The organism is Galbibacter sp. PAP.153 (genome assembly GCF_037029175.1).
Classification (GTDB): Bacteria; Bacteroidota; Bacteroidia; order Flavobacteriales; family Flavobacteriaceae; genus Galbibacter; species Galbibacter pacificus.
Genome location: NZ_JAZEUN010000007.1, coordinates 139,977 through 159,473 on the forward strand (window position 1 = coordinate 139,977; position 19,497 = coordinate 159,473).

The window sequence follows — 19,497 nt, forward strand, 5'->3', positions numbered from 1 at the left end:
ATATCAATTCATTTCGACAAAAAAGTCGGGTACAAAAAATCCCATAAAAAGGAAAAATATAATTCAATATAAAGTTAATGTTGCAACCGTCTCGCATATACCTCCTACTTACAGCAGTTTTTCTTGCTCAATTTTTGTTTTCTCAGAACAGTCAGCGCATTAAGGCTACCTTGTTGCCTGAAACGCACGAAATAGCCATTCAGCAGGAAATTACCTACCGAAATACAAGCAGCGACACGCTTAACAATTTATATCTATACGATTGGAACAATGCGTATGCCAATAAAAATACAGCTTTGGCCAAACGCTTTGCCGAAGAGTTTAACAAAAGTCTTCATCTTGCAAAAGAAGAAGACCGTGGCGCTACCCATATAATTTCTTTAACAGATAAGAACTTTGATTTTTTAAAATGGGAAAGGATTGAAGAAGACGATATTTTAAAGGTTCAATTAAAATTTCCCATATATCCCGGAAAGGAGTATGTTTTAAAGCTTTCGTACAAAATAAAGCTTCCAAGTGCCCAATTTACCGGTTATGGGTATACAGATACAAACGAATACCAGCTAAGATATTGGTACATAACCCCAGCTTTGTATAATAATGGATGGGAGCTTTACAGCAATAAGAGCTTAAACGACCTTAATATCCTTAACCGTGATATTGATATTGAGTTTAAATACCCGAAGCTATATCATGTGATTACCGATTTAAACACTACAGATACCCAAGATGATGGCCTTACATATATAAAGCACCTTACCGGAAAAAACAGGGGCGACATTAAGCTGTATTTTTTAAAGGAAAACAATTTTTCGATATACAAAGACGAAGCCTTTGAGCTTATTTCCAATGTAGAAAGCAAGGACCTTAGCAAAGTTGTCATGGCAATTTCTGCCGAAAGGGTTATTAAATATATCGATAGCACCCTTGGCAGTTACCCGCATAAAAAACTTTTAATAACAGAAGAAGATTATAAAAAGAACCCTTTGTACGGCCTTAACCAGTTGCCCTCGTTCCTGCGGCCGTTTCCAGAAGAATTCCAGTACGAGTTGAAAATACTAAAAACAGCCTTGCACGAATATCTCAACAATACTTTGTACCTCGACAACCGAAAGGAAAACTGGGTAAAAGATGGCATAGAAACCTATTTATTGATGAAATATGTTGATGCCTTTTACAAAGATATGAAGCTGTTGGGCAAATTGTCCAAGATATGGGGCATTCGGTCATTCCATATGGCGCAAATGGACTTTAACGATCAATACCCGTATTTATATATGTTAATGGCCAGAACATATTCTGACCAGCCTCTAACCAGCCAGCGGGATTCGCTTATAAAATTCAACGAAAGGATAGCAAACAAATATAAATCGGGAGTTGGCCTGGCCTATTTAAGCAGTTATTTAGGGAATAATTATATTGATAAAAAGATTAAGGAATTTTATACCACCTACAATAGCAACGATGTAAACAGCAACGATTTTGAGGAACTCTTAAAAAAGGATGCCCCAAAAAACATCGATTGGTTTTTTAATACCTATGTGGCTACCAATAAAAAAATAGATTTTAAGATAAAAAAGTTCAAAAAAAAGGACGATTCTATTTTTGTGACCTTAAAAAACAAGAGGCACACCAATGTTCCCATTACGCTCTACGGAATAGACAAAAACGATTCGGTTTTATTTAAAAACTGGTATGAAAACATAGAAAACAGCGAGACAGTAAGTGTGCCCAGAAAAGACATAAAGCGATTGGTTTTAAATTACGACCGTGTAATCCCGGAATTTAACGAAAGGGACAACTGGAAGTCTGTAAACGGCTTCCTGTCGACCAATAGAAAATTAAAGTTTCAATTTTTTAAAGATACCGAAGACCCATACTACAATCAGATTTTTTATGTGCCCGTGCTTAGTTTTAATATTTACGATGGCATAACCCCGGGAATGCGCCTGTACAACAAAACGTTCTTGGCAAAACCTTTTATATACGACATTCAACCATCGTATGCCTTTGGTGAAAATGCACTTGTTGGTTCGGGCACACTTAGGTTCCGTAAATATGTAAACCACGACAATATGTACCTTATCGATGCTTTTCTGGCCGGGTCATCTTTCCATTATGCCGATGGGCTTCGTTACAGCACCATTACGCCTTCCCTGACCTTCCGGTTTAGAAACGACGATTTAAGGTCCAACGAACGGGAACTCCTTAACATGCGCTTTATAAACGTGCTCAGGGACTATTCTCCAAATATAGACACAGACCCCGATTACAGTGTATTTAACGTAAGGTATGCATATGGCAATAACGGCATAATAAATTACAAGTCGTGGTTTGCCGATTTCCAGATTGCCAGCGATTTTGCAAAAGTTTCCTTTAACTGGGAATACCGCAAGCTCTTTCAAAACAACAGGCAGCTCAACATCCGCTTTTTTGCGGGCAAGTTTATATACAACCAGACCAATTCAGACTATTTTAGCTATGCCCTGGACAGGCCTACCGATTACTTGTTTGATTACGATTATTTGGGGCGCTCGGAAGATACCGGGATTTTTAGCCAACAACTTATTATTGCCGAAGGCGGCTTTAAATCGAAATTGGAAAATCCCTATGCAAACGATTGGATCGTAACTACCAATGCCAGTTTTAATATTTGGAGATGGATAGAAATGTACGGCGATGTTGGAATGATACGAAACATGAACCAAGACGCCCGCTTTGTCTATGATTCGGGAATTAGGCTCAATTTAGTAACCGATTATTTTGAACTTTATTTCCCCATATACTCCAACAATGGATGGGAAATAGCACAACCGCAATATGATGAAAAAATTAGGTTTATTGTAACCTTAAGTCCAAAAACACTTATCGGTTTATTCACCCGCAAATGGTTTTGATATTGTATTGAATATATTTAAACCTTCTTTATCCTTATCTTTATTGTTATTCATGTTCTTAACCGTTATGTTGATAAATTCATTGCAAAGAACAACGTGCAAAAGCAGCTTCATAATTTGTTTGTTTCTGCTAAATATTTCAGCAAAAATTTAAAAAATATTCATCCAAATTGCTTTTTCAACAATCTCACAAAACCTTTAACAAATCCCTATCAAAACAATACAAACAAGTGCTTTTATTAAGATAAATTCAGTTTTAACAATTATTATTGAAAAATTAGCATTTTATAAGGCCCTTTTTTAATTGCAAAAATCATTCTTTTTGGCTATTTTTGTTTCCGTCTCATAAAAAACCTATGCAAACAAAACCCGAAACAAAGCAAGATATTTCCTTTGAAGATTTTAAAAATGAAATACTTAACGACTACAGGATTGCTGTTACCAGCAGGGAATGTAGTTTGTTGGGCCGAAGGGAAGTCTTGACCGGAAAAGCGAAATTTGGAATTTTTGGTGACGGAAAAGAACTTCCGCAACTGGCAATGGCAAAAGCTTTTAAAAACGGCGATTTTAGAAGCGGTTATTATCGCGACCAAACGTTTATGATGGCCATTGGCGAATTAAGCATTAAACATTTCTTTGCAGGGTTGTACGCACATACCGATATTGAAAAAGAACCCATGAGTGCCGGAAGGCAAATGGGCGGTCATTTTTTAACAACCAGCAATAACCCCGACGGGTCTTGGGTAGACTTGACCGCACAAAAAAACAGTAGCTCGGATATTTCCCCGACAGGCGGGCAAATGGCCAGATTGTTAGGGCTTGCACAGGCCTCTAAAATATACAGGCATGCCAAAGATGTTAAAGCCGAAGGTTTTTCGGTAAACGGAAATGAAGTGGCTTGGGGAACCATTGGAAACGCAAGTACCAGTGAAGGCATATTTTTCGAGACCATTAATGCTGCCGGGGTAATGCAAGTGCCCATGGTAATTAGTATTTGGGATGATGAATATGGTATCTCGGTTCATGCCAAGCACCAAACAACCAAAGAAAATATCTCTGAAATCCTAAAAGGGTTTCAACGTACAGAAGCCGAGGCCGGTTACGAAATAATTGTTGTAAAAGGATGGGATTACCCTTCTTTGATTGAAGCATTCAACAAGGCCGGAAAAATTGCAAGGGAAGAACATGTTCCGGTTATTTTACATGTAACAGAGCTAACACAGCCCCAAGGGCATTCAACTTCTGGTTCTCATGAAAGGTACAAATCGGAAGAAAGATTGAAGTGGGAAAAGGAACACGATTGTAACCTTAAGCTCCGCGAATGGATGATTGCCAATAATTTTGCAACCGACGAAGAGTTAAATCAACTAGAGAAAAAAATAAAAAAGGAAGTCCGCGATGGTAAAAAAGAAGCATGGAGCGAATTTTTGGCACCCATCAAAACCGATAAAAAAATGGTGGTCTCCCTATTGGCAGACCTAGCCAATAATAGCGAGAATAAAAGTTTTATCAATAGACTTAAAAACGACCTTATCTCCATTGACGAGCCTGTTAAACGAAATGTAATATCCATAGCAAGGAAAGCTTTGCGCTATACCATACATGAAGATTCTGATGCTAAAAAGGCTTTACAGCAATGGATCAAGTCCTTTTACACAAGGACACAACCGGAATACAGCTCCCACCTATATAGCGAAACAAAAAATAACGCTACCAATATTGCCGAAGTAGCCCCACAATACAACGAAAACAGTGAACTGGTTGATGGAAGGATCGTGCTTCGCGATAATTTTGACAAACTCTTTGGCAAAAATCCCAATGCCGTAATATTTGGAGAAGACAGTGGAAATATAGGCGATGTAAACCAAGGGCTAGAGGGGCTTCAGAAAAAATATGGAGATTTGCGCATTGCCGATGCAGGTATACGCGAAGCCACTATTGTTGGACAAGGTATAGGATTGGCGTTAAGAGGACTTAGACCGATTGCCGAAATACAATACCTTGACTATATTATGTATGCCCTCTATGTGCTTACCGACGATCTTGCCACGCTTTTGTATAGAACCGTGGGCAAACAAAAAGCCCCGGTAATTATAAGGACCCGTGGGCATCGACTGGAAGGTATATGGCATGCAGGATCGCAAATGGGCGGTTTAATCCATTTATTAAGGGGCATGTATGTGTTGGCACCTAGAAATATGACCAAAGCAGCTGGGTTTTACAACACGCTTATGGAAAGCGACGAACCCGCACTGGTAATAGAAAGCCTTAACGGTTACCGCTTAAAAGAAAAACTGCCCGCAAACCTAGGCGAATTAAAAACGCCCATTGGTGTTGTGGAAACCATAAAAGAAGGAACCGACATTACCTTGGTATCGTATGGATCGACATTACGCATCGTGGAACAGGTTGCCAAAGAACTGCATGAAGTCTCTATTGATGCCGAAGTTATAGATGCGCAAACACTTCTACCTTTTGATATAAATCACGATACGCTAAAAAGTATTAAAAAAACAAACCGTTTATTGGTAATTGATGAAGATGTTCCCGGTGGATGCTCTGCTTATTTGCTACAGGAAATCGTGGAAAATCAAGGGGCGTACAAGTTTTTGGACAGTGCCCCGCAAACGCTTTCTGCCAAGGCCCACAGACCAGCCTATGCCAGTGACGGCGATTATTTTTCCAAACCCAATGCCGAAGATATTTTTGAAAAGGTCTACGCTATCATGCACGAGGCCAACCCGGGCAAATATCCAAAATTGCGGTAACGGATAAATGGCAACTGTATAAAACCATAGAAAATCATGATACATTAAGGTTTTTTCGCTGAAGGCTTATTGGCGTCTTTATCTATAAAGCTTAAAGGAAGCTCCGATTCTTTTCCGTACAGTTTAATTTCCTGGATATCGGCCGGCATGTAGTAACCTGCATCTTCCAATGCTTCTTTTATGCGCCGTACAACGTTTCCTTTGGTTATAAGCGCCTGCATTCTAAAATCTTTGGTATCTACCCAAAAAAATACTTTTAAGTTAACGGTGCTAGTCGCCAATTCGTCTTCGATTACAAAATTATGGTGCACCCCATCGTTGATGACCATTGGTTCTTCTTTTAATGCTTTTAAGACCACTTTTTTGGCTCCATCAATGTTTTCTTCATAGGCAATACCGATAATGAAATCCCAACGAAAAAAGCCATCTTCAGTGTAATTGGTAACAGGCAAGGTTATAACGTCGCTGTTCGGGATGTATACATCTTTACCATCAAAAGTCTTTAGTTTTGTATACCGGAATTCCAATGCTTTTACCTTCCCAAAAATATCGCCTATCTCTACAGTATCGTCTACATCAAACGGCCGGTTGAAGCTTAATATAACCCCAGCTATAAAATTCTGGCCAATATCCTTAAAAGCAAAGCCCAGAATTACGGTACTTGCCCCCGCCGCCGCCAAAATACCCGCAGAAATCCTTCCCATTCCCGCAGCATTAAGTGCCAACATGATAAAAATAATAGAAATTACAAAACGGATGCCCCTACCCAAAAACTTGCTCATTAACGGGTCTTGTGTACGGTGATGTATACGGGCCCTTGCAAAATTGCTTATCCACCCTGCTATAAATATTCCTAAAATTAAAATAAGCAACCCGAAAATGTAATGCGGTATCGAGGCAATAAAATTATCTACAAAGTTTAATACCGACGTTTTTAGTTCGGTTTGTGCATCTTGGCCTTGAATCAACAGAAAAAACATGGAAAGGAGTTTATGGATTTTCTTAAAATTACTAAATTAAATTTAAAATATCTTTTTAAACCATCTACCAAACGCCTTTCAACAACATACAAAACAAGTTTTAGCGCCCGTTTTAATACCGCATAGCTTCAAATAAAAAATTTTATACTGAAATAGATACACTTACCAATATTTAAAAAAGATATTTGTTAAGGTTAAGAAGATTTTTACACCCCATCTTCTTTTTGATTAATTTTACTACATTCATTTACATAAAACTCATCAACATGAGAATTGAAAGCGATATTAAGTTAGGGTTTAAAGATGTTATGATCCGCCCAAAACGGTCAACTTTAAAGTCCCGAAGCGACGTAAGCCTGGAACGCGAATTTAAATTTAAGCACAGCTCCCACATATGGAGCGGTATCCCTATAATTGCAGCAAACATGGATACAGTGGGTACTTTTGAAATGGCTCGGGTTTTATCGCAGCAACAAATAATTACCGCAATCCATAAACATTACACAGTCGATGAATGGAGTACTTTCCTTTTGGACAAAAACGATGACTTTTATAATTATATAGCGGTAAGTACCGGAACCAGCAAAAGGGATGCCGAGAAATTAAGCGACATTGCTGAAAAGCACCCAAAGCTACAGCTTATTTGTATTGATGTTGCCAATGGATATTCGGAACATTTTGTGGATTTTGTAAAAACAACCCGAAAAACCTATCCCGACAAGATAATTATGGCCGGAAATGTGGTTACGGGAGAAATGGTGGAAGAACTTATTCTTGCCGGGGCAGATATTATAAAAGTCGGTATTGGGCCCGGTAGTGTTTGTACCACACGGGTTAAAACGGGTGTGGGCTATCCGCAACTTTCTGCTATTATTGAATGTGCCGATGCGGCCCACGGATTGGGCGGTCAGATTATCTCGGACGGCGGCTGCAAAATTCCGGGCGACATTGCCAAGGCCTTTGGTGGCGGAGCCGATTTTGTAATGCTTGGCGGAATGCTGGCCGGACATAGCGAAAGTGGTGGTAAAATAATTACTAAAAATGGGGAACAATACAAGGCTTTTTACGGGATGAGCTCGGAAACGGCCATGAAAAAACATGCCGGGGGCGTTGCCGAATACCGTGCCAGCGAAGGAAAGACCGTGAAAATCCCGTATCGGGGCGATGTAATACATACCGTGCAGGACATTTTGGGAAGTTTGCGTTCTACGTGTACATATGTGGGCGCAGGAAGATTAAAAGAGCTTACAAAGCGAACCACTTTTATTCGTGTACAAGAACAGCACAATGAGGTTTTTTCTTAACTGTGTTTCCGTTAAAAAACCCTCGTCATGAATTTCATACCGGAAATTCTTGTTTGTGAACAATAGCATTAAACCCTCGATGGAGAATTAAAAATAGAAAACAACAATTCTTTTAACAAATCGGCCTGCGAAATGTTTACGGCCCCTACCCCTTTGCTCTTTACATCGATTGCCCGAAGTTGGGTTACTATTTTGCTACACTGTTTCATGGGGTAATTTCTGGCGGCGGTTTGGTATTCCCCAACAAAATAAGGGTTTACTTTTAAGGCACTTGCCACACTTCCTTTAGAATGGTCTTTTAACCCATGATATTGCAATAATTGTGAGAAAAAACTGTACAAAAGGGAGATGGTCATGACCATGGGGTTGTCTTTTGGGTTTTGTGCAAAATAGGTAACAATCCTGGTTGCTTTTACAATATCGCGTTCCCCAATGGCCTTGCGGAGCTCGAAGTTGTTGTAATCCTTGCTAATTCCAATATTTTCCTCGATATGTTTTGGGGTAATTTCTTCTCCCTTTGGAATAATCAACTGCAATTTTTCAAGTTCGTTGTTAATTTTCCCCAGGTCGGTGCCCAAGAATTCTACCAACATCTGCGCGGCCTTGGGCGTTATGCCGTATTTCCTTCCGGCAAGGACTTTTCGTATCCAATCGCCTATTTGATTTTCATACAATTTTTTGCTTTCAAAAATATACCCGGTCTTGCTTATGGCCTTGTACACTTTTTTGCGCTTATCCAGTTTTTTATATTTATAGCATATTACCAATACCGTTGTGGGCTGCGGATTAAGGGCATAAGCCTCCAACTGGTCTATGGTCCTGGAAAGGTGTTGTGCTTCCTTGACGATAATTACCTGCCTTTCGGCCATCATGGGGTACCTTTTGGCGCTCGAAACAATTTCGTCAACGGTGGCGTCTTTCCCGTAAATCACCATTTGGTTAAAACCCCGCTCTTCTTCGGTAAGGATGGAGCGTTCCATATATTCGGCAATTTTATCTACATAATATGGCTCCTCGCCCATTAAAAAATAAATTGGCTTGATATTTCCCGCTTTTATATCGTTAACGATCTTTTTAACTTCATCCATAAAGAAACATGTAATTTTTGATGGTATTTACAATTATCTTCTGATATTTTAGATATTTGCCATATGCAACAACTCAATTTTCCAGCATATACATTCCGATTCAAAAATAGCGAAAATAAAGTCCATATTTTTGATTCGATCCGTAAAAAGTTTGTACAGCTTCAGCCCGAAGAATGGGTACGCCAACATGTAGTGGCCTTTTTGCTGAATGAAAAAAAATATCCCGTTTCCCTGATTAATGTTGAAAAGGAACTGAAAATCAATTCATTAAAAAAAAGATACGATGTTTTAATTTTTCAACCGGACGGAAACATCCATTTAATAGTTGAATGCAAGGCTCCGAACGTAAAAATAAGCCAGCATACTTTTGACCAGATTGCACGGTACAACCTCTCGCTAAAGGCTACTTATTTAATGGTAACCAACGGACTTGAGCATTATTATTGCCAAATGGACTATGAAAACGAAAAATACATATTTCTAAAGGATATTCCATCTTATATGCTTTAATTTGCAGTCGTTTTGAAAAATCAACATGAAGGAATGAAAATAGCGGTTGTAATATTAAACTGGAACGGAAAAGCACTTTTAAAGAAGTTTCTCCCTTCGGTTATTCAATATTCCCCAAATGCGACTATTTATGTTGCCGATAATGCTTCTGAAGACGGCTCGGTGGCGTTTATAAAAGAAGAATTCCCAAATGTTGCCATTATTCAAAATAAAACCAATGGCGGGTTTGCCAAAGGTTATAACGATGCCCTGAAACATGTTGAAGAAGACATTTTATGCCTGCTGAACTCAGACATTGAAGTTACCCCAAATTGGCTGTCCCCCATAGAAGAAACCTTTAAAAGCAATAACGACATTGCAATTGTTCAGCCAAAAATATTAGATTATAAAAACAAAGAGTATTTTGAGTATGCAGGTGCGGCCGGTGGTTTTCTGGACAGGCTTGGCTATCCTTTTTGCAGGGGAAGGATTTTTCAGACCCTGGAAAAGGACCATGCACAATACAATGACATAAAGGAAATTTTTTGGGCCACCGGGGCGTGTATGTTTATTAAAAAGGAAGTTTTTAACACACTTGGGGGCTTTGATGAAGATTACTTTGCCCATCAAGAAGAAATAGACCTGTGTTGGAGGGCCCAGAACAGGAACTATAAAATTGTGTATGTGGGCGTTTCAAAAGTATACCACGTGGGAGGCGCGACCCTAAACAACATGAACCCTAAAAAAACATTTTTAAATTTTAGGAACTCGCTTTTTTCAATTACAAAAAACCTTCCCAAGCGCAAGGTTTTTCCTTTAATCGTTGCAAGGTTATTTTTAGACGGAATTGCGGGAATACGCTTTTTGTTTCAATTAAAATTATTACATTTATTGGCAATAATAAAAGCTCATTTTAGTTACTATTATTATTTTGTAAGAATCTTTAAAAAAAGGGGGCATATTAATAAAGATATTAAGTATTTTGAATGCACTTCGGTTGTAATCAGTTATTTCTTAAAACAAAAAAGGTATTATCGGGAAATTACAAACTCAAGCAAACGTCCATAAACCCGATGATTTAAGAGAAAATTAACTAAAAACCATGTACATCCATAAGCTTTTTATATAATTTTGTTCCAAAATGTTAAAACGTTAATTAAGTAAAATTATAATCATGAAAAGAATTTTTTTATTAGGTGCATTAGGTGCCGTTTTCTTAACTTCTTGTGTTTCTTCTAAAAAGTACGCAGAACTTGAAGCCAAGCAAAAAGAGACGCAAGATTTGTTAAACTCAGCAACAGTTAAGTTAAACTCTTGCCTTGCTGAGCAGGAAAATTATAAAGATCAAATAGATTTGCTTAAAGCAAATAACGACGAGCTCATAAACAATATGGGGAACTTAACAACCCTAACTGCCAAAGGAGCCGACAACTTGGAAAAATCTCTTGAAAGCTTAAGGGAAAAAGACCTTACCATAAGAAAGTTACAAAATGCTGTTACACGTAGGGACTCTGTTAACCTTGCTTTGGTACAGAGTTTAAAAGGTGTTTTGGGTAACCTTGACGACGAAGATATCAACATCAGTGTAGAAAAAGGAGTTGTATATGTAAATATTTCTGATAAATTATTATTCTCCAGCGGAAGTACAACCGTATCTGCAAGAGCAAAAGAAGTATTAGGAAAAGTTGCTACCGTTGTTAAGAACAAGCCAGACTTCGAGTTTATGGTAGAAGGACATACAGACACTGTGCCGATCCATACTGCCAAAATGGAAGACAACTGGGACTTAAGTGTACTTAGGGCTACTTCTGTTGTTAGGATCCTTCAAAACGAATTTGGTGTAGCACCAGCGAGAATGACTGCTGCCGGTAGAGGTCAGTATGTTCCTGTTGCTTCAAACGATACCAAAGATGGAAAAGCTAAAAACCGTAGAACCAGAATTGTTATCTTACCTAAATTAGATCAGTTCTATAGCATGATAGAAGAAGGTATGAAAGATCCTAAGATAAACTAAGGATATCCCGAAAATATATAAATCTAAAAAAAGCATCGCTGATAGCGGTGCTTTTTTAGTATATTTAACATGGAAACAAAATGTTATTCATCTATGCTTAAACCGCTTTTTTGCCTTTTGCTAATAATAGTTTTCTCATTCTCGTGCAAACAACCTGTAGAAGACATTCACGATCAGGACATTGAAATGGTTAATTGGGAAAGCCGTAACATTTCATTACCTGCCAATGATTCTTTATGGGTCAACGGGCAAACGTACCTTTCTATTTATTCGCAAATCTATAGCTATACGCAACATGGAAAACACGACCTTACAACCACGGTAAGCCTAAGAAATATTAGCAGCAAGGATAGCATTTATATCACAAAAGCAGATTATCATAACGAAAAAGGGGCACTCATAAGGTCGTATGTAAAAAAGCCCGTTTATATCGCTCCGCTGGAAACCATTGAAATAGTTATTGCCAAAGACGACAATCATGGAGGTTCGGGTGGGAATTTTATTTTTGATTGGACTGTAAGCAAAAACACAAAAGCGCCCTATTTTGAAGCCGTAATGATTTCTACAGCCGGGCAACAAGGCCTGTCTTTTACCACTCAAGGCATAAGGGTTAAGTAAGGCTTAATTTAATAACACGGGAAAACCGTCTTTCCACACGATTTCTTTTTTGGACAAATACCATGTGTTTCCATCACCGGTATTATTTCCTTGAAAAAACAAATGGTAATTCCCTTCATTATCCTTAAAAATATCTGGATGACCCGATTCGCTGCTGTTCCAGGTACCCTGTTTTCCATTTTCCAGAAAAGGATGGTTGTACAAACGTTGCCATGTAATCCCGTCTTTGCTTTTTGCAACTCCTATTTGCTGGGGTTCGTTGTTGTAACTTCCCGCATAAAACATGTACAGCTCATCGCCCAAATTTACCAATGAAGCCCCTTCTACACAGTTCCTTTCCCAAGCCAGCGTTGGGTATAAAATTGACTTATCCGCGGCCATTGTCCAGGCGCCCCTATTAAAGTTGGAATTTCCAGGGGCAGTTGCCACGCCTTGCATCTGTATTTTCCCTTCGGGGTCTCTTGTGGCAAAATATAGAAAGTATTTCCCTTTAAATTTTATTACTTCGGCATCAATGGCACGCCCATTGTTCCATTTGCCGGTTGGACGAAAAACCGGGTTGGTTTTATTTCTTTTAAAGTGAATTCCATCGGTGCTGGTAGCATGGCATATGGCATCTTTTGGGCCATTTCCGTATGTTTGGAAAAACAAATTAATTTTTCCATTCTCCACATAGGCACCCGGTGCACAAAGTCCATTTTTCTCATATGTTTCTTCCGGATTAATTTCGCCCGCTTTTTGCCAATTTGTTAGGTCGTTGCTCTTTGCAATACCAATCGACCAGCCTTTTTTATCGTTATTGGCAATGGAATAGTACATCCAATAAGCATTTTTAAAATATACAACCGTTGGGTCTTTTGCAATTGGTTTTCCAGATGAAGTGTCGGTATAATACATTTTAGACTTATCCTGTGCATGCCCGATTAGGACAAAAAATACCATTGCTAAAAGAAACGTGCTCTTGTGCATCATAATTTATAAAATTGATTGGTTGCCCAAATTAGTAGAATATAAAAGAACGTTGCACCCTTTTTGCATCAATACTTCATCAAAATCATTCAACATGTATATTTTTGGCTTTCTGTAAGCATAAAACAAAAAGCCCTTACCGTTTATGGCAAGGGCTTTCTTATAAAAAATACTTTTTTAAGCTTTAAACAATGGCCTGTGCGCCATTAATCTGTAAACGTGATTTTTGGCAGCTTCTACCTTAGAAGCGTCTTCCCTGTTTGTCAACACTTCATCAATAAGGTTTACCACCGCTTCCATATCTTCTTCAACCAAACCTCTTGTGGTTATTGCCGCGGTACCAATTCTTATGCCGCTGGTTACAAACGGGCTTTTATCGTCAAAAGGCACCATGTTTTTATTCACCGTAATATTTGCTCTACCAAGAGCTTCTTCTCCTTCTTTACCAGAAATATTTTTATTTCTAAGGTCGATCAACATCATATGGTTGTCGGTCCCTTCAGAAATAATATCATATCCCCTGTCTACAAAAGCTTGAGCCATGGCCGCTGCATTCTTTTTAACCCGCACGATATAATGCAGGAATTCTTCGCTTAAAGCTTCCCCAAAAGCAATAGCCTTGGCAGCGATAATATGTTCCAGGGGCCCGCCTTGGTTGCCCGGGAATACGGCACTGTCCAACAGAGAGGACATCATTCTTAAATTGCCGTTTTTAAGTTTTAGACCAAATGGGTTTTCGAAATCCTTCCCCATTAATATAAGTCCGCCCCTTGGTCCGCGCAATGTTTTATGAGTAGTCGTTGTAACAATGTGGCAATGAGGGATCGGGTCGCTCAATACACCTTTGGCTATAAGCCCGGCGGGGTGGGAAATATCGGCAAATAAAATAGCATTGACACTATCTGCAATTTCCCTGAATTTTTTAAAATCAATATCTCTTGAATAAGCCGATGCGCCTGCAATAATTAATTTTGGCTGTTCTTTTTTGGCAACTTCTGCAATATGTTCATAATTTAAACGTCCGGTTTCCTTTTCGACCCCATAAAAAACTGGATTGTATAATTTTCCCGAAAAGTTTACCGGCGAACCGTGGGTAAGGTGCCCTCCGTGGGAAAGATCGAAACCTAAAATTTTATCACCCGGTTTCAAGCATGCTGCAAAAACAGCCGTATTTGCCTGAGAACCACTGTGCGGCTGAACATTGGCATAGGTTGCGCCAAATAATTCTTTAGCGCGTTCAATGGCAATACTTTCCACTTCGTCTACCACTTCACAACCACCATAATAACGTTTGCCCGGATAGCCTTCGGCATATTTATTGGTTAGTACAGAACCTGCGGCTTCCATTACCTGTCCGCTTACAAAGTTTTCTGAAGCAATGAGTTCGATCCCTTCCAATTGGCGTTTTTTTTCCGCCTCAATAAGATCAAAAATTTGTTCGTCTCTTTTCATTTTGGAGTATTTCGTTAAAGAATGGTCAAAAATATAAAATAGATTCGGTAAATTGATAGAAATTGGTACCTTTAAATCCAATTTTATGAAACAATAATTAAGAAATTTGTCATGCCTGATACAGCAAATAATCCAAATAGGAGGTCTTGGCTACCAGTAAGTCCGGATTCTGATTTTCCAATTCAAAATATTCCGTTCGGGGTTTTTTTAACCCGCGATGATGTAATTACCATTGGGACCCGCATTGGCGACACTGCCATTGACCTTGGTGCCCTGCATCAATTGGGGTATTTTAAAAACATCCCACTTACTGACGATATCTTTTTGCAAGACACTTTAAACGATTTTATTTCTGACGGAAAGAAAACATGGAGATTGGTAAGAAATAGAATTGCCGAAATATTTGATGAAAAAAACGAAACCCTGAAAAATCACGAGGAGCACCGCAATATTGTGTTGTTTACTTTAGATGAAATTGAGATGCAGCTTCCTGTGCAAATTGGGGACTACACAGATTTTTACAGCAGTAAAGAACACGCTACCAATGTTGGGACTATGTTTCGCGACCCCAACAATGCCCTGTTGCCCAATTGGCTCCATATCCCGGTAGGCTATCACGGAAGGAGCTCGTCTATTGTGCCCAGTGGAATCCCTATTCACCGCCCGATGGGGCAGACCATGCCTGTCGGTGCGACCGACCCAGTTTTTGGCCCGTCGAAATTGGTAGACTTTGAGTTGGAAATGGCTTTTATCACCACAGACGCCAATCAGTTGGGAGAACCTATCCCAGTTGAAGAAGCCGAAGATTATATTTTTGGAATGGTGCTGTTTAACGACTGGAGTGCCCGCGATATTCAAAAATGGGAATATGTCCCGCTAGGGCCTTTCCTTGCAAAAAATTTCGCTTCGTCCATCTCTCCGTGGATCGTTACCCTGGACGCTCTTGAACCATTTAGGGTTGAAAGTCCAAAACAGGATCCCAAACCACTTCCCTATCTGCATTTTAAAGGAAAGAAAAGTTTTGACATCAATCTGGAAGTAGACCTCACCCCTGAAAACGGAAGCCCGGTTACCATTACAAAAAGTAATTTTAAATATATGTATTGGAATATGTCTCAACAGCTGGCACATCATACCATAAATGGATGTAAAGTTAACAGTGGGGACATGATGGGAAGCGGGACCATTTCGGGCCCAACGCCAGGTTCGTACGGATCGATGCTGGAACTTACCTGGAGAGGTGAAAAACCCATTAAGATGAAGGATAATAGCGAACGTAAATTTATAGATGACGGAGATACCGTAACCATGAGGGGTTATTGTAAAAAAGATTCCATAAGGATAGGTTTCGGGGAAGTTTCCAATAAGCTTTTACCTCCTTTTAACCCTAAAAAGGGCAAAAAATAATAAAGAAGTTTTTTTGAAGATAAAAAAGTTGAGCCTTTCGGAGTTTATCATTTTATACAAACTCCAAAAGGCTCATTTTTAGTTTATGTCTGCTATACTTTTACTTATGTGTGCAAAGGCCTGCTGTCTGTAGCGTCCAGAGCAGCTTCTTTTACTGCTTCTGCATAAGTTGGGTGTGCATGGCTCATTCTAGAAATATCCTCGGCGCTTGCCCTAAATTCCATGGCCGTTACGGCTTCTGCAATTAAATCGGCTGTACGGGCGCCAATCATATGGATACCCAAAACTTCGTCTGTTTCGGCATCGGCAAGAATTTTTACAAAGCCATCAATGTCCATACTTGCACGGGCACGGCCAAGTGCACGCATTGGAAACTGCCCCGTTTTATATTTTGTTCCTGTCTCCTTTAATTGTTCTTCGGTTTTGCCAACGGCAGCAACTTCCGGCCATGTGTAAACTACGCCCGGAATCAAGTTGTAATCAACATGGGGTTTTTGCCCTGCAAGCGTTTCTGCAACAAAAACACCTTCTTCTTCGGCCTTATGGGCCAGCATGGTACCTTTTACAACATCGCCAATGGCGTAGATATTAGAAATGTTAGTCTGTAAATGCTCGTTTACTGCTATTTGTCCTTTGTCGTTTACCTTTATGCCTGCCTTTTCTGCGTTCAAACCATCGGTATACGGACGTCTTCCAACAGAAACCAAGCAATAATCGCCTTCAAAAGAAACCTCTTTTCCTTTTTTATCATCGGCTTTTACGGTAACCTTAGTTCCTTTTCGGGTAACTCCTTTCACTTTGTGCGATGTAAAGAATTTCATTCCGCGTTTTTTCAACGAGCGCTGTAGTTCTTTTGAGAGCCCACCGTCCATTGTTGGGATAATACGGTCCATATATTCTATTACCGAAACTTCTGCGCCCAAACGGCTGTATACCTGGCCCAGTTCCAGTCCGATAACTCCGCCACCTATTACAATAAGGTGTTTTGGTACTTCTTTTAGCGTGAGCGCTTCGGTAGAAGTTATAATACGCTCCTTGTCAATCTCAATAAAAGGAAGGGTTGAAGGCTTTGATCCGGTTGCAATAATGCTGTGTTTCGCCTCTATTTCTTCAGTTTTCTTACCTTTTTTAATTTCAATATGTGTAGCGTCCTTAAAGCTTCCTATCCCGTGATAAACATCTATTTTATTTTTGTCCATCAAGAAATCGATCCCTTTGGTGGTTTGGTCTACCACGTCTTGTTTACGGGCGATCATTTTTTTAAGGTTAACCTTTACTTCTCCCGGGATTTCAATTCCATGTTCTTCAAAATGCGTAACGGCATCGTCGTAATGGTGAGACGAGTCTAAAAGTGCTTTGGAAGGGATGCATCCCACATTTAGGCATGTTCCCCCAAGGGTATCGTATTTTTCTATTATGGCAGTTTTCATTCCCAGTTGTGCGCAACGGATTGCTGCTACATAACCTCCGGGTCCCGAGCCTATGACGGCTACATCATATGAGTTCATAAAATGTTTTTAGTGATACTTTTATTTATAGACTAACAAAAATACAAATGTTTTACGGGAAGGCAACTATGTATTTTTCTAAAAATATAAATCTGTTTTTATGGATACAGATTTGCCCGAAAATCCAAAAAAAATTTTACATGCCAAGCAACGGGAAAACGAACTATAATTCTACCACGGTTGTATTTTTTACTTCTTCGATCATGAAAATGCTATGCGTGCTCCCAATATGTTTCAACGAAGTAAGCTTTGAGGTCATAAAATTTCGGTATGCCTGCATATCTGCCACGTTCACTTTTAAAATATAATCGTAATCGCCGCTTACGTGATAGCATTCCAAAACTTCTTCCAACCTAATTACATCATTTTCAAAACCAACAACATGCTCTTTGGTATGCTGTGTTAACCTTACGTGGCAAAACACAGCAAAGGCTTTATCTATCTTTTTTTTATCAAGCAAGGCAGTATACCCCTTAATCACACCTTCCTTTTCCAATTTTCTAATTCGCTCATAAACAGCTGTTTTAGATAAGTTTAATTGAAGCGATAATGCCTTTGTGGTCTGCTTGGCATCATTTTGTAGCAATTCAAGCAACTTTTTATCAATGGTGTCTAATTTCATAACCGAACATTTTTCTTTTTACTAAAATAAATTCATCTAAAAAACAAATATAAATCTATTAAAATAAATAAAAATAGAACAGTTATCTAATTAAAGTTAATACCATTGATATTTAACCTAAAATATGATTATTTTGATGTTAATAAAAAAATAAATTATGGCATTTAATCCCGCAGATAAGATACAGGATTTACAATATTTTGGTGAATTTGGTGGTGTAAACCCATCGATTTCCGATTCTTCAACCTATACATTCCTTTCGGCCAAAACCATGTTCGACACCTTTGAGGGCAACACAGAAGGATGCTACTTATACAGCAGGCATTCATCGCCTTCCAATCTATACTTGGGCGAGGCATTGGCGGCCATGGAAGGTACAGAAACTGCAAACGTGACCGCAAGCGGCATGGGCGCAATTACGGCTGTAATATTGCAATTGTGCAATGCCGGCGACCACATGGTTTCCAGCAGGACCATATATGGGGGAACCTACGCCTTTATGAAGAATTTCCTACCTAAATTTAATATCGGCACTTCTTTTGTGGACACTACGGATTTAGAAAAAGTAGAAAAATCTATTACCGAGCAAACAAAACTAATTTATTGCGAGACCATTAGCAATCCATTATTGGAGGTTACAGACATCAAGGGCTTGTCGGCCATTGCAAAAAAGCACAACATCCCGTTGGTAGTTGACAATACCTTTTCGCCACTTACCGTTGCTCCTGCAAAGTTAGGTGCCGATGTTGTAATAAACAGTTTAACCAAATTTATAAACGGCAGCAGCGATGCCGTTGGCGGGGTAGTTTGTGGAACGACCGAATTTTGCCTTAGTTTGAAAGACGTAAACAATGGTGCCGGAATGCTTTTAGGGAGCACCATGGACAGTTTAAGGGCGGCTTCCATACTAAAAAACATGCGCACGCTCCATATCCGCATTAAAAAACACAGCGATAATGCCATGTATCTTGCAAAAAACTTGGAGCAGGCAGGATTAAAAGTAGTCTATCCGGGGTTAAAATCGCATCCGGGTCACGAAACCCTAAAAAAGCAAATGAATCCCGAATATGGTTTTGGGGGAATGCTAACACTGGATGTAGGTTCCCTTGAAAAGGCCAACCGCCTCATGGAGCTCATGCAGGAAAAAAACCTCGGTTACCTGGCGGTAAGCCTTGGTTTCTACAAAACCCTGTTTAGCGCCCCCGGAAGTTCCACTTCTTCTGAAATTCCAATTGAAGAACAAGAGGCCATGGGATTGAGCAACGGACTTATACGTTTCTCCATCGGGCTCGACAATGATATGAAACGCACTTTTGAAATGATGAAGTCGTGCTTTAAAAAAGTAGGTCTAATGCATTAAAATTATAGATAAAAGTCTTGG

General features: G+C 39.3%; 15 protein-coding genes. 9 read left to right on the top strand and 6 right to left on the bottom strand.

Going from position 1 to position 19,497, the window contains the following annotated elements; all coding sequences use genetic code 11:
* Nucleotides 1-77: 77 nt before the first annotated feature.
* Both UXI14_RS06145 and UXI14_RS06150 read left to right on the top strand, forming a co-directional pair.
* Nucleotides 78-2,897: a metalloprotease gene (locus tag UXI14_RS06145; protein WP_335965365.1), complete on the top strand. Its 2,820-nt coding sequence runs from the start codon at nt 78-80 to the stop codon at nt 2,895-2,897.
* A gap of 356 nt (nt 2,898-3,253) precedes the next feature.
* Nucleotides 3,254-5,665 carry a thiamine pyrophosphate-dependent enzyme gene (locus tag UXI14_RS06150; RefSeq protein ID WP_335965366.1) on the top strand — a complete coding sequence of 804 codons (2,412 nt, stop codon included), beginning with the start codon at nt 3,254-3,256 and terminating at the stop codon, nt 5,663-5,665.
* A gap of 44 nt (nt 5,666-5,709) precedes the next feature.
* On the opposite strand, the gene UXI14_RS06155 is transcribed toward UXI14_RS06150, so the two are convergent.
* Nucleotides 5,710-6,645: a mechanosensitive ion channel family protein gene (locus UXI14_RS06155; RefSeq protein WP_335965367.1), complete on the bottom strand. Its 936-nt coding sequence runs from the start codon at nt 6,643-6,645 to the stop codon at nt 5,710-5,712.
* Between the two features lie 266 nt (nt 6,646-6,911).
* On the opposite strand from UXI14_RS06155, the gene UXI14_RS06160 reads away from it, so the two are divergent.
* A complete protein-coding gene (locus UXI14_RS06160) occupies nt 6,912-7,949 on the top strand; it encodes a GMP reductase (protein ID WP_335965368.1) in 1,038 nt (345 codons plus the stop codon).
* Between the two features lie 68 nt (nt 7,950-8,017).
* Here UXI14_RS06160 and holA read toward each other — a convergent pair whose 3' ends face one another.
* The gene (gene holA / locus UXI14_RS06165) at nt 8,018-9,037 is read right to left on the bottom strand and encodes a DNA polymerase III subunit delta (protein ID WP_335965369.1); all 1,020 of its coding nucleotides are present in this window, start codon (nt 9,035-9,037) and stop codon (nt 8,018-8,020) included.
* A 63-nt stretch (nt 9,038-9,100) separates the two neighbouring features.
* Here holA and UXI14_RS06170 point away from each other — a divergent pair, with 63 nt between their 5' ends.
* The 4 genes from UXI14_RS06170 (at nt 9,101) to UXI14_RS06185 (ending at nt 12,158) form a co-directional block, all read left to right on the top strand.
* Nucleotides 9,101-9,547 (top strand): type I restriction enzyme HsdR N-terminal domain-containing protein, encoded by a 447-nt coding sequence (locus tag UXI14_RS06170; RefSeq protein ID WP_335965370.1) that lies wholly within the window; start codon nt 9,101-9,103, stop codon nt 9,545-9,547.
* A 33-nt stretch (nt 9,548-9,580) separates the two neighbouring features.
* Nucleotides 9,581-10,594, top strand: a complete 1,014-nt coding sequence (locus UXI14_RS06175; protein WP_335965405.1) for a glycosyltransferase family 2 protein — start codon at nt 9,581-9,583, stop codon at nt 10,592-10,594.
* A gap of 106 nt (nt 10,595-10,700) precedes the next feature.
* Entirely contained in the window at nt 10,701-11,540 is an 840-nt protein-coding gene (locus UXI14_RS06180) for an OmpA family protein (RefSeq protein ID WP_277899456.1), read from the top strand.
* A 117-nt stretch (nt 11,541-11,657) separates the two neighbouring features.
* Nucleotides 11,658-12,158, top strand: a complete 501-nt coding sequence (locus tag UXI14_RS06185; RefSeq protein ID WP_277899457.1) for a DUF3124 domain-containing protein — start codon at nt 11,658-11,660, stop codon at nt 12,156-12,158.
* Between the two features lie 3 nt (nt 12,159-12,161).
* On the opposite strand, the gene UXI14_RS06190 is transcribed toward UXI14_RS06185, so the two are convergent.
* Nucleotides 12,162-13,130 carry a family 43 glycosylhydrolase gene (locus UXI14_RS06190; protein WP_335965371.1) on the bottom strand — a complete coding sequence of 323 codons (969 nt, stop codon included), beginning with the start codon at nt 13,128-13,130 and terminating at the stop codon, nt 12,162-12,164.
* 174 nt (nt 13,131-13,304) lie between these two features.
* On the bottom strand, nt 13,305-14,579 hold the full coding sequence (gene glyA / locus UXI14_RS06195; protein ID WP_277899459.1) for a serine hydroxymethyltransferase: 1,275 nt from the start codon (nt 14,577-14,579) through the stop codon (nt 13,305-13,307).
* Between the two features lie 111 nt (nt 14,580-14,690).
* On the opposite strand from glyA, the gene fahA reads away from it, so the two are divergent.
* A complete protein-coding gene (gene fahA, locus UXI14_RS06200; protein WP_335965372.1) occupies nt 14,691-15,986 on the top strand; it encodes a fumarylacetoacetase in 1,296 nt (431 codons plus the stop codon).
* Nucleotides 15,987-16,090: 104 nt separating this feature from the next.
* Here the strand turns inward: fahA and lpdA are convergent, their stop codons facing one another.
* Complete coding sequence (lpdA, locus tag UXI14_RS06205) at nt 16,091-17,494, bottom strand: dihydrolipoyl dehydrogenase (RefSeq protein WP_335965373.1); 1,404 nt, start codon at nt 17,492-17,494, stop codon at nt 16,091-16,093.
* A gap of 163 nt (nt 17,495-17,657) precedes the next feature.
* The gene (locus tag UXI14_RS06210; RefSeq protein ID WP_335965374.1) at nt 17,658-18,116 is read right to left on the bottom strand and encodes an Lrp/AsnC family transcriptional regulator; all 459 of its coding nucleotides are present in this window, start codon (nt 18,114-18,116) and stop codon (nt 17,658-17,660) included.
* 157 nt (nt 18,117-18,273) lie between these two features.
* On the opposite strand from UXI14_RS06210, the gene UXI14_RS06215 reads away from it, so the two are divergent.
* Entirely contained in the window at nt 18,274-19,476 is a 1,203-nt protein-coding gene (locus UXI14_RS06215) for an aminotransferase class I/II-fold pyridoxal phosphate-dependent enzyme (RefSeq protein ID WP_277899463.1), read from the top strand.
* Nucleotides 19,477-19,497 lie beyond the last annotated feature (21 nt).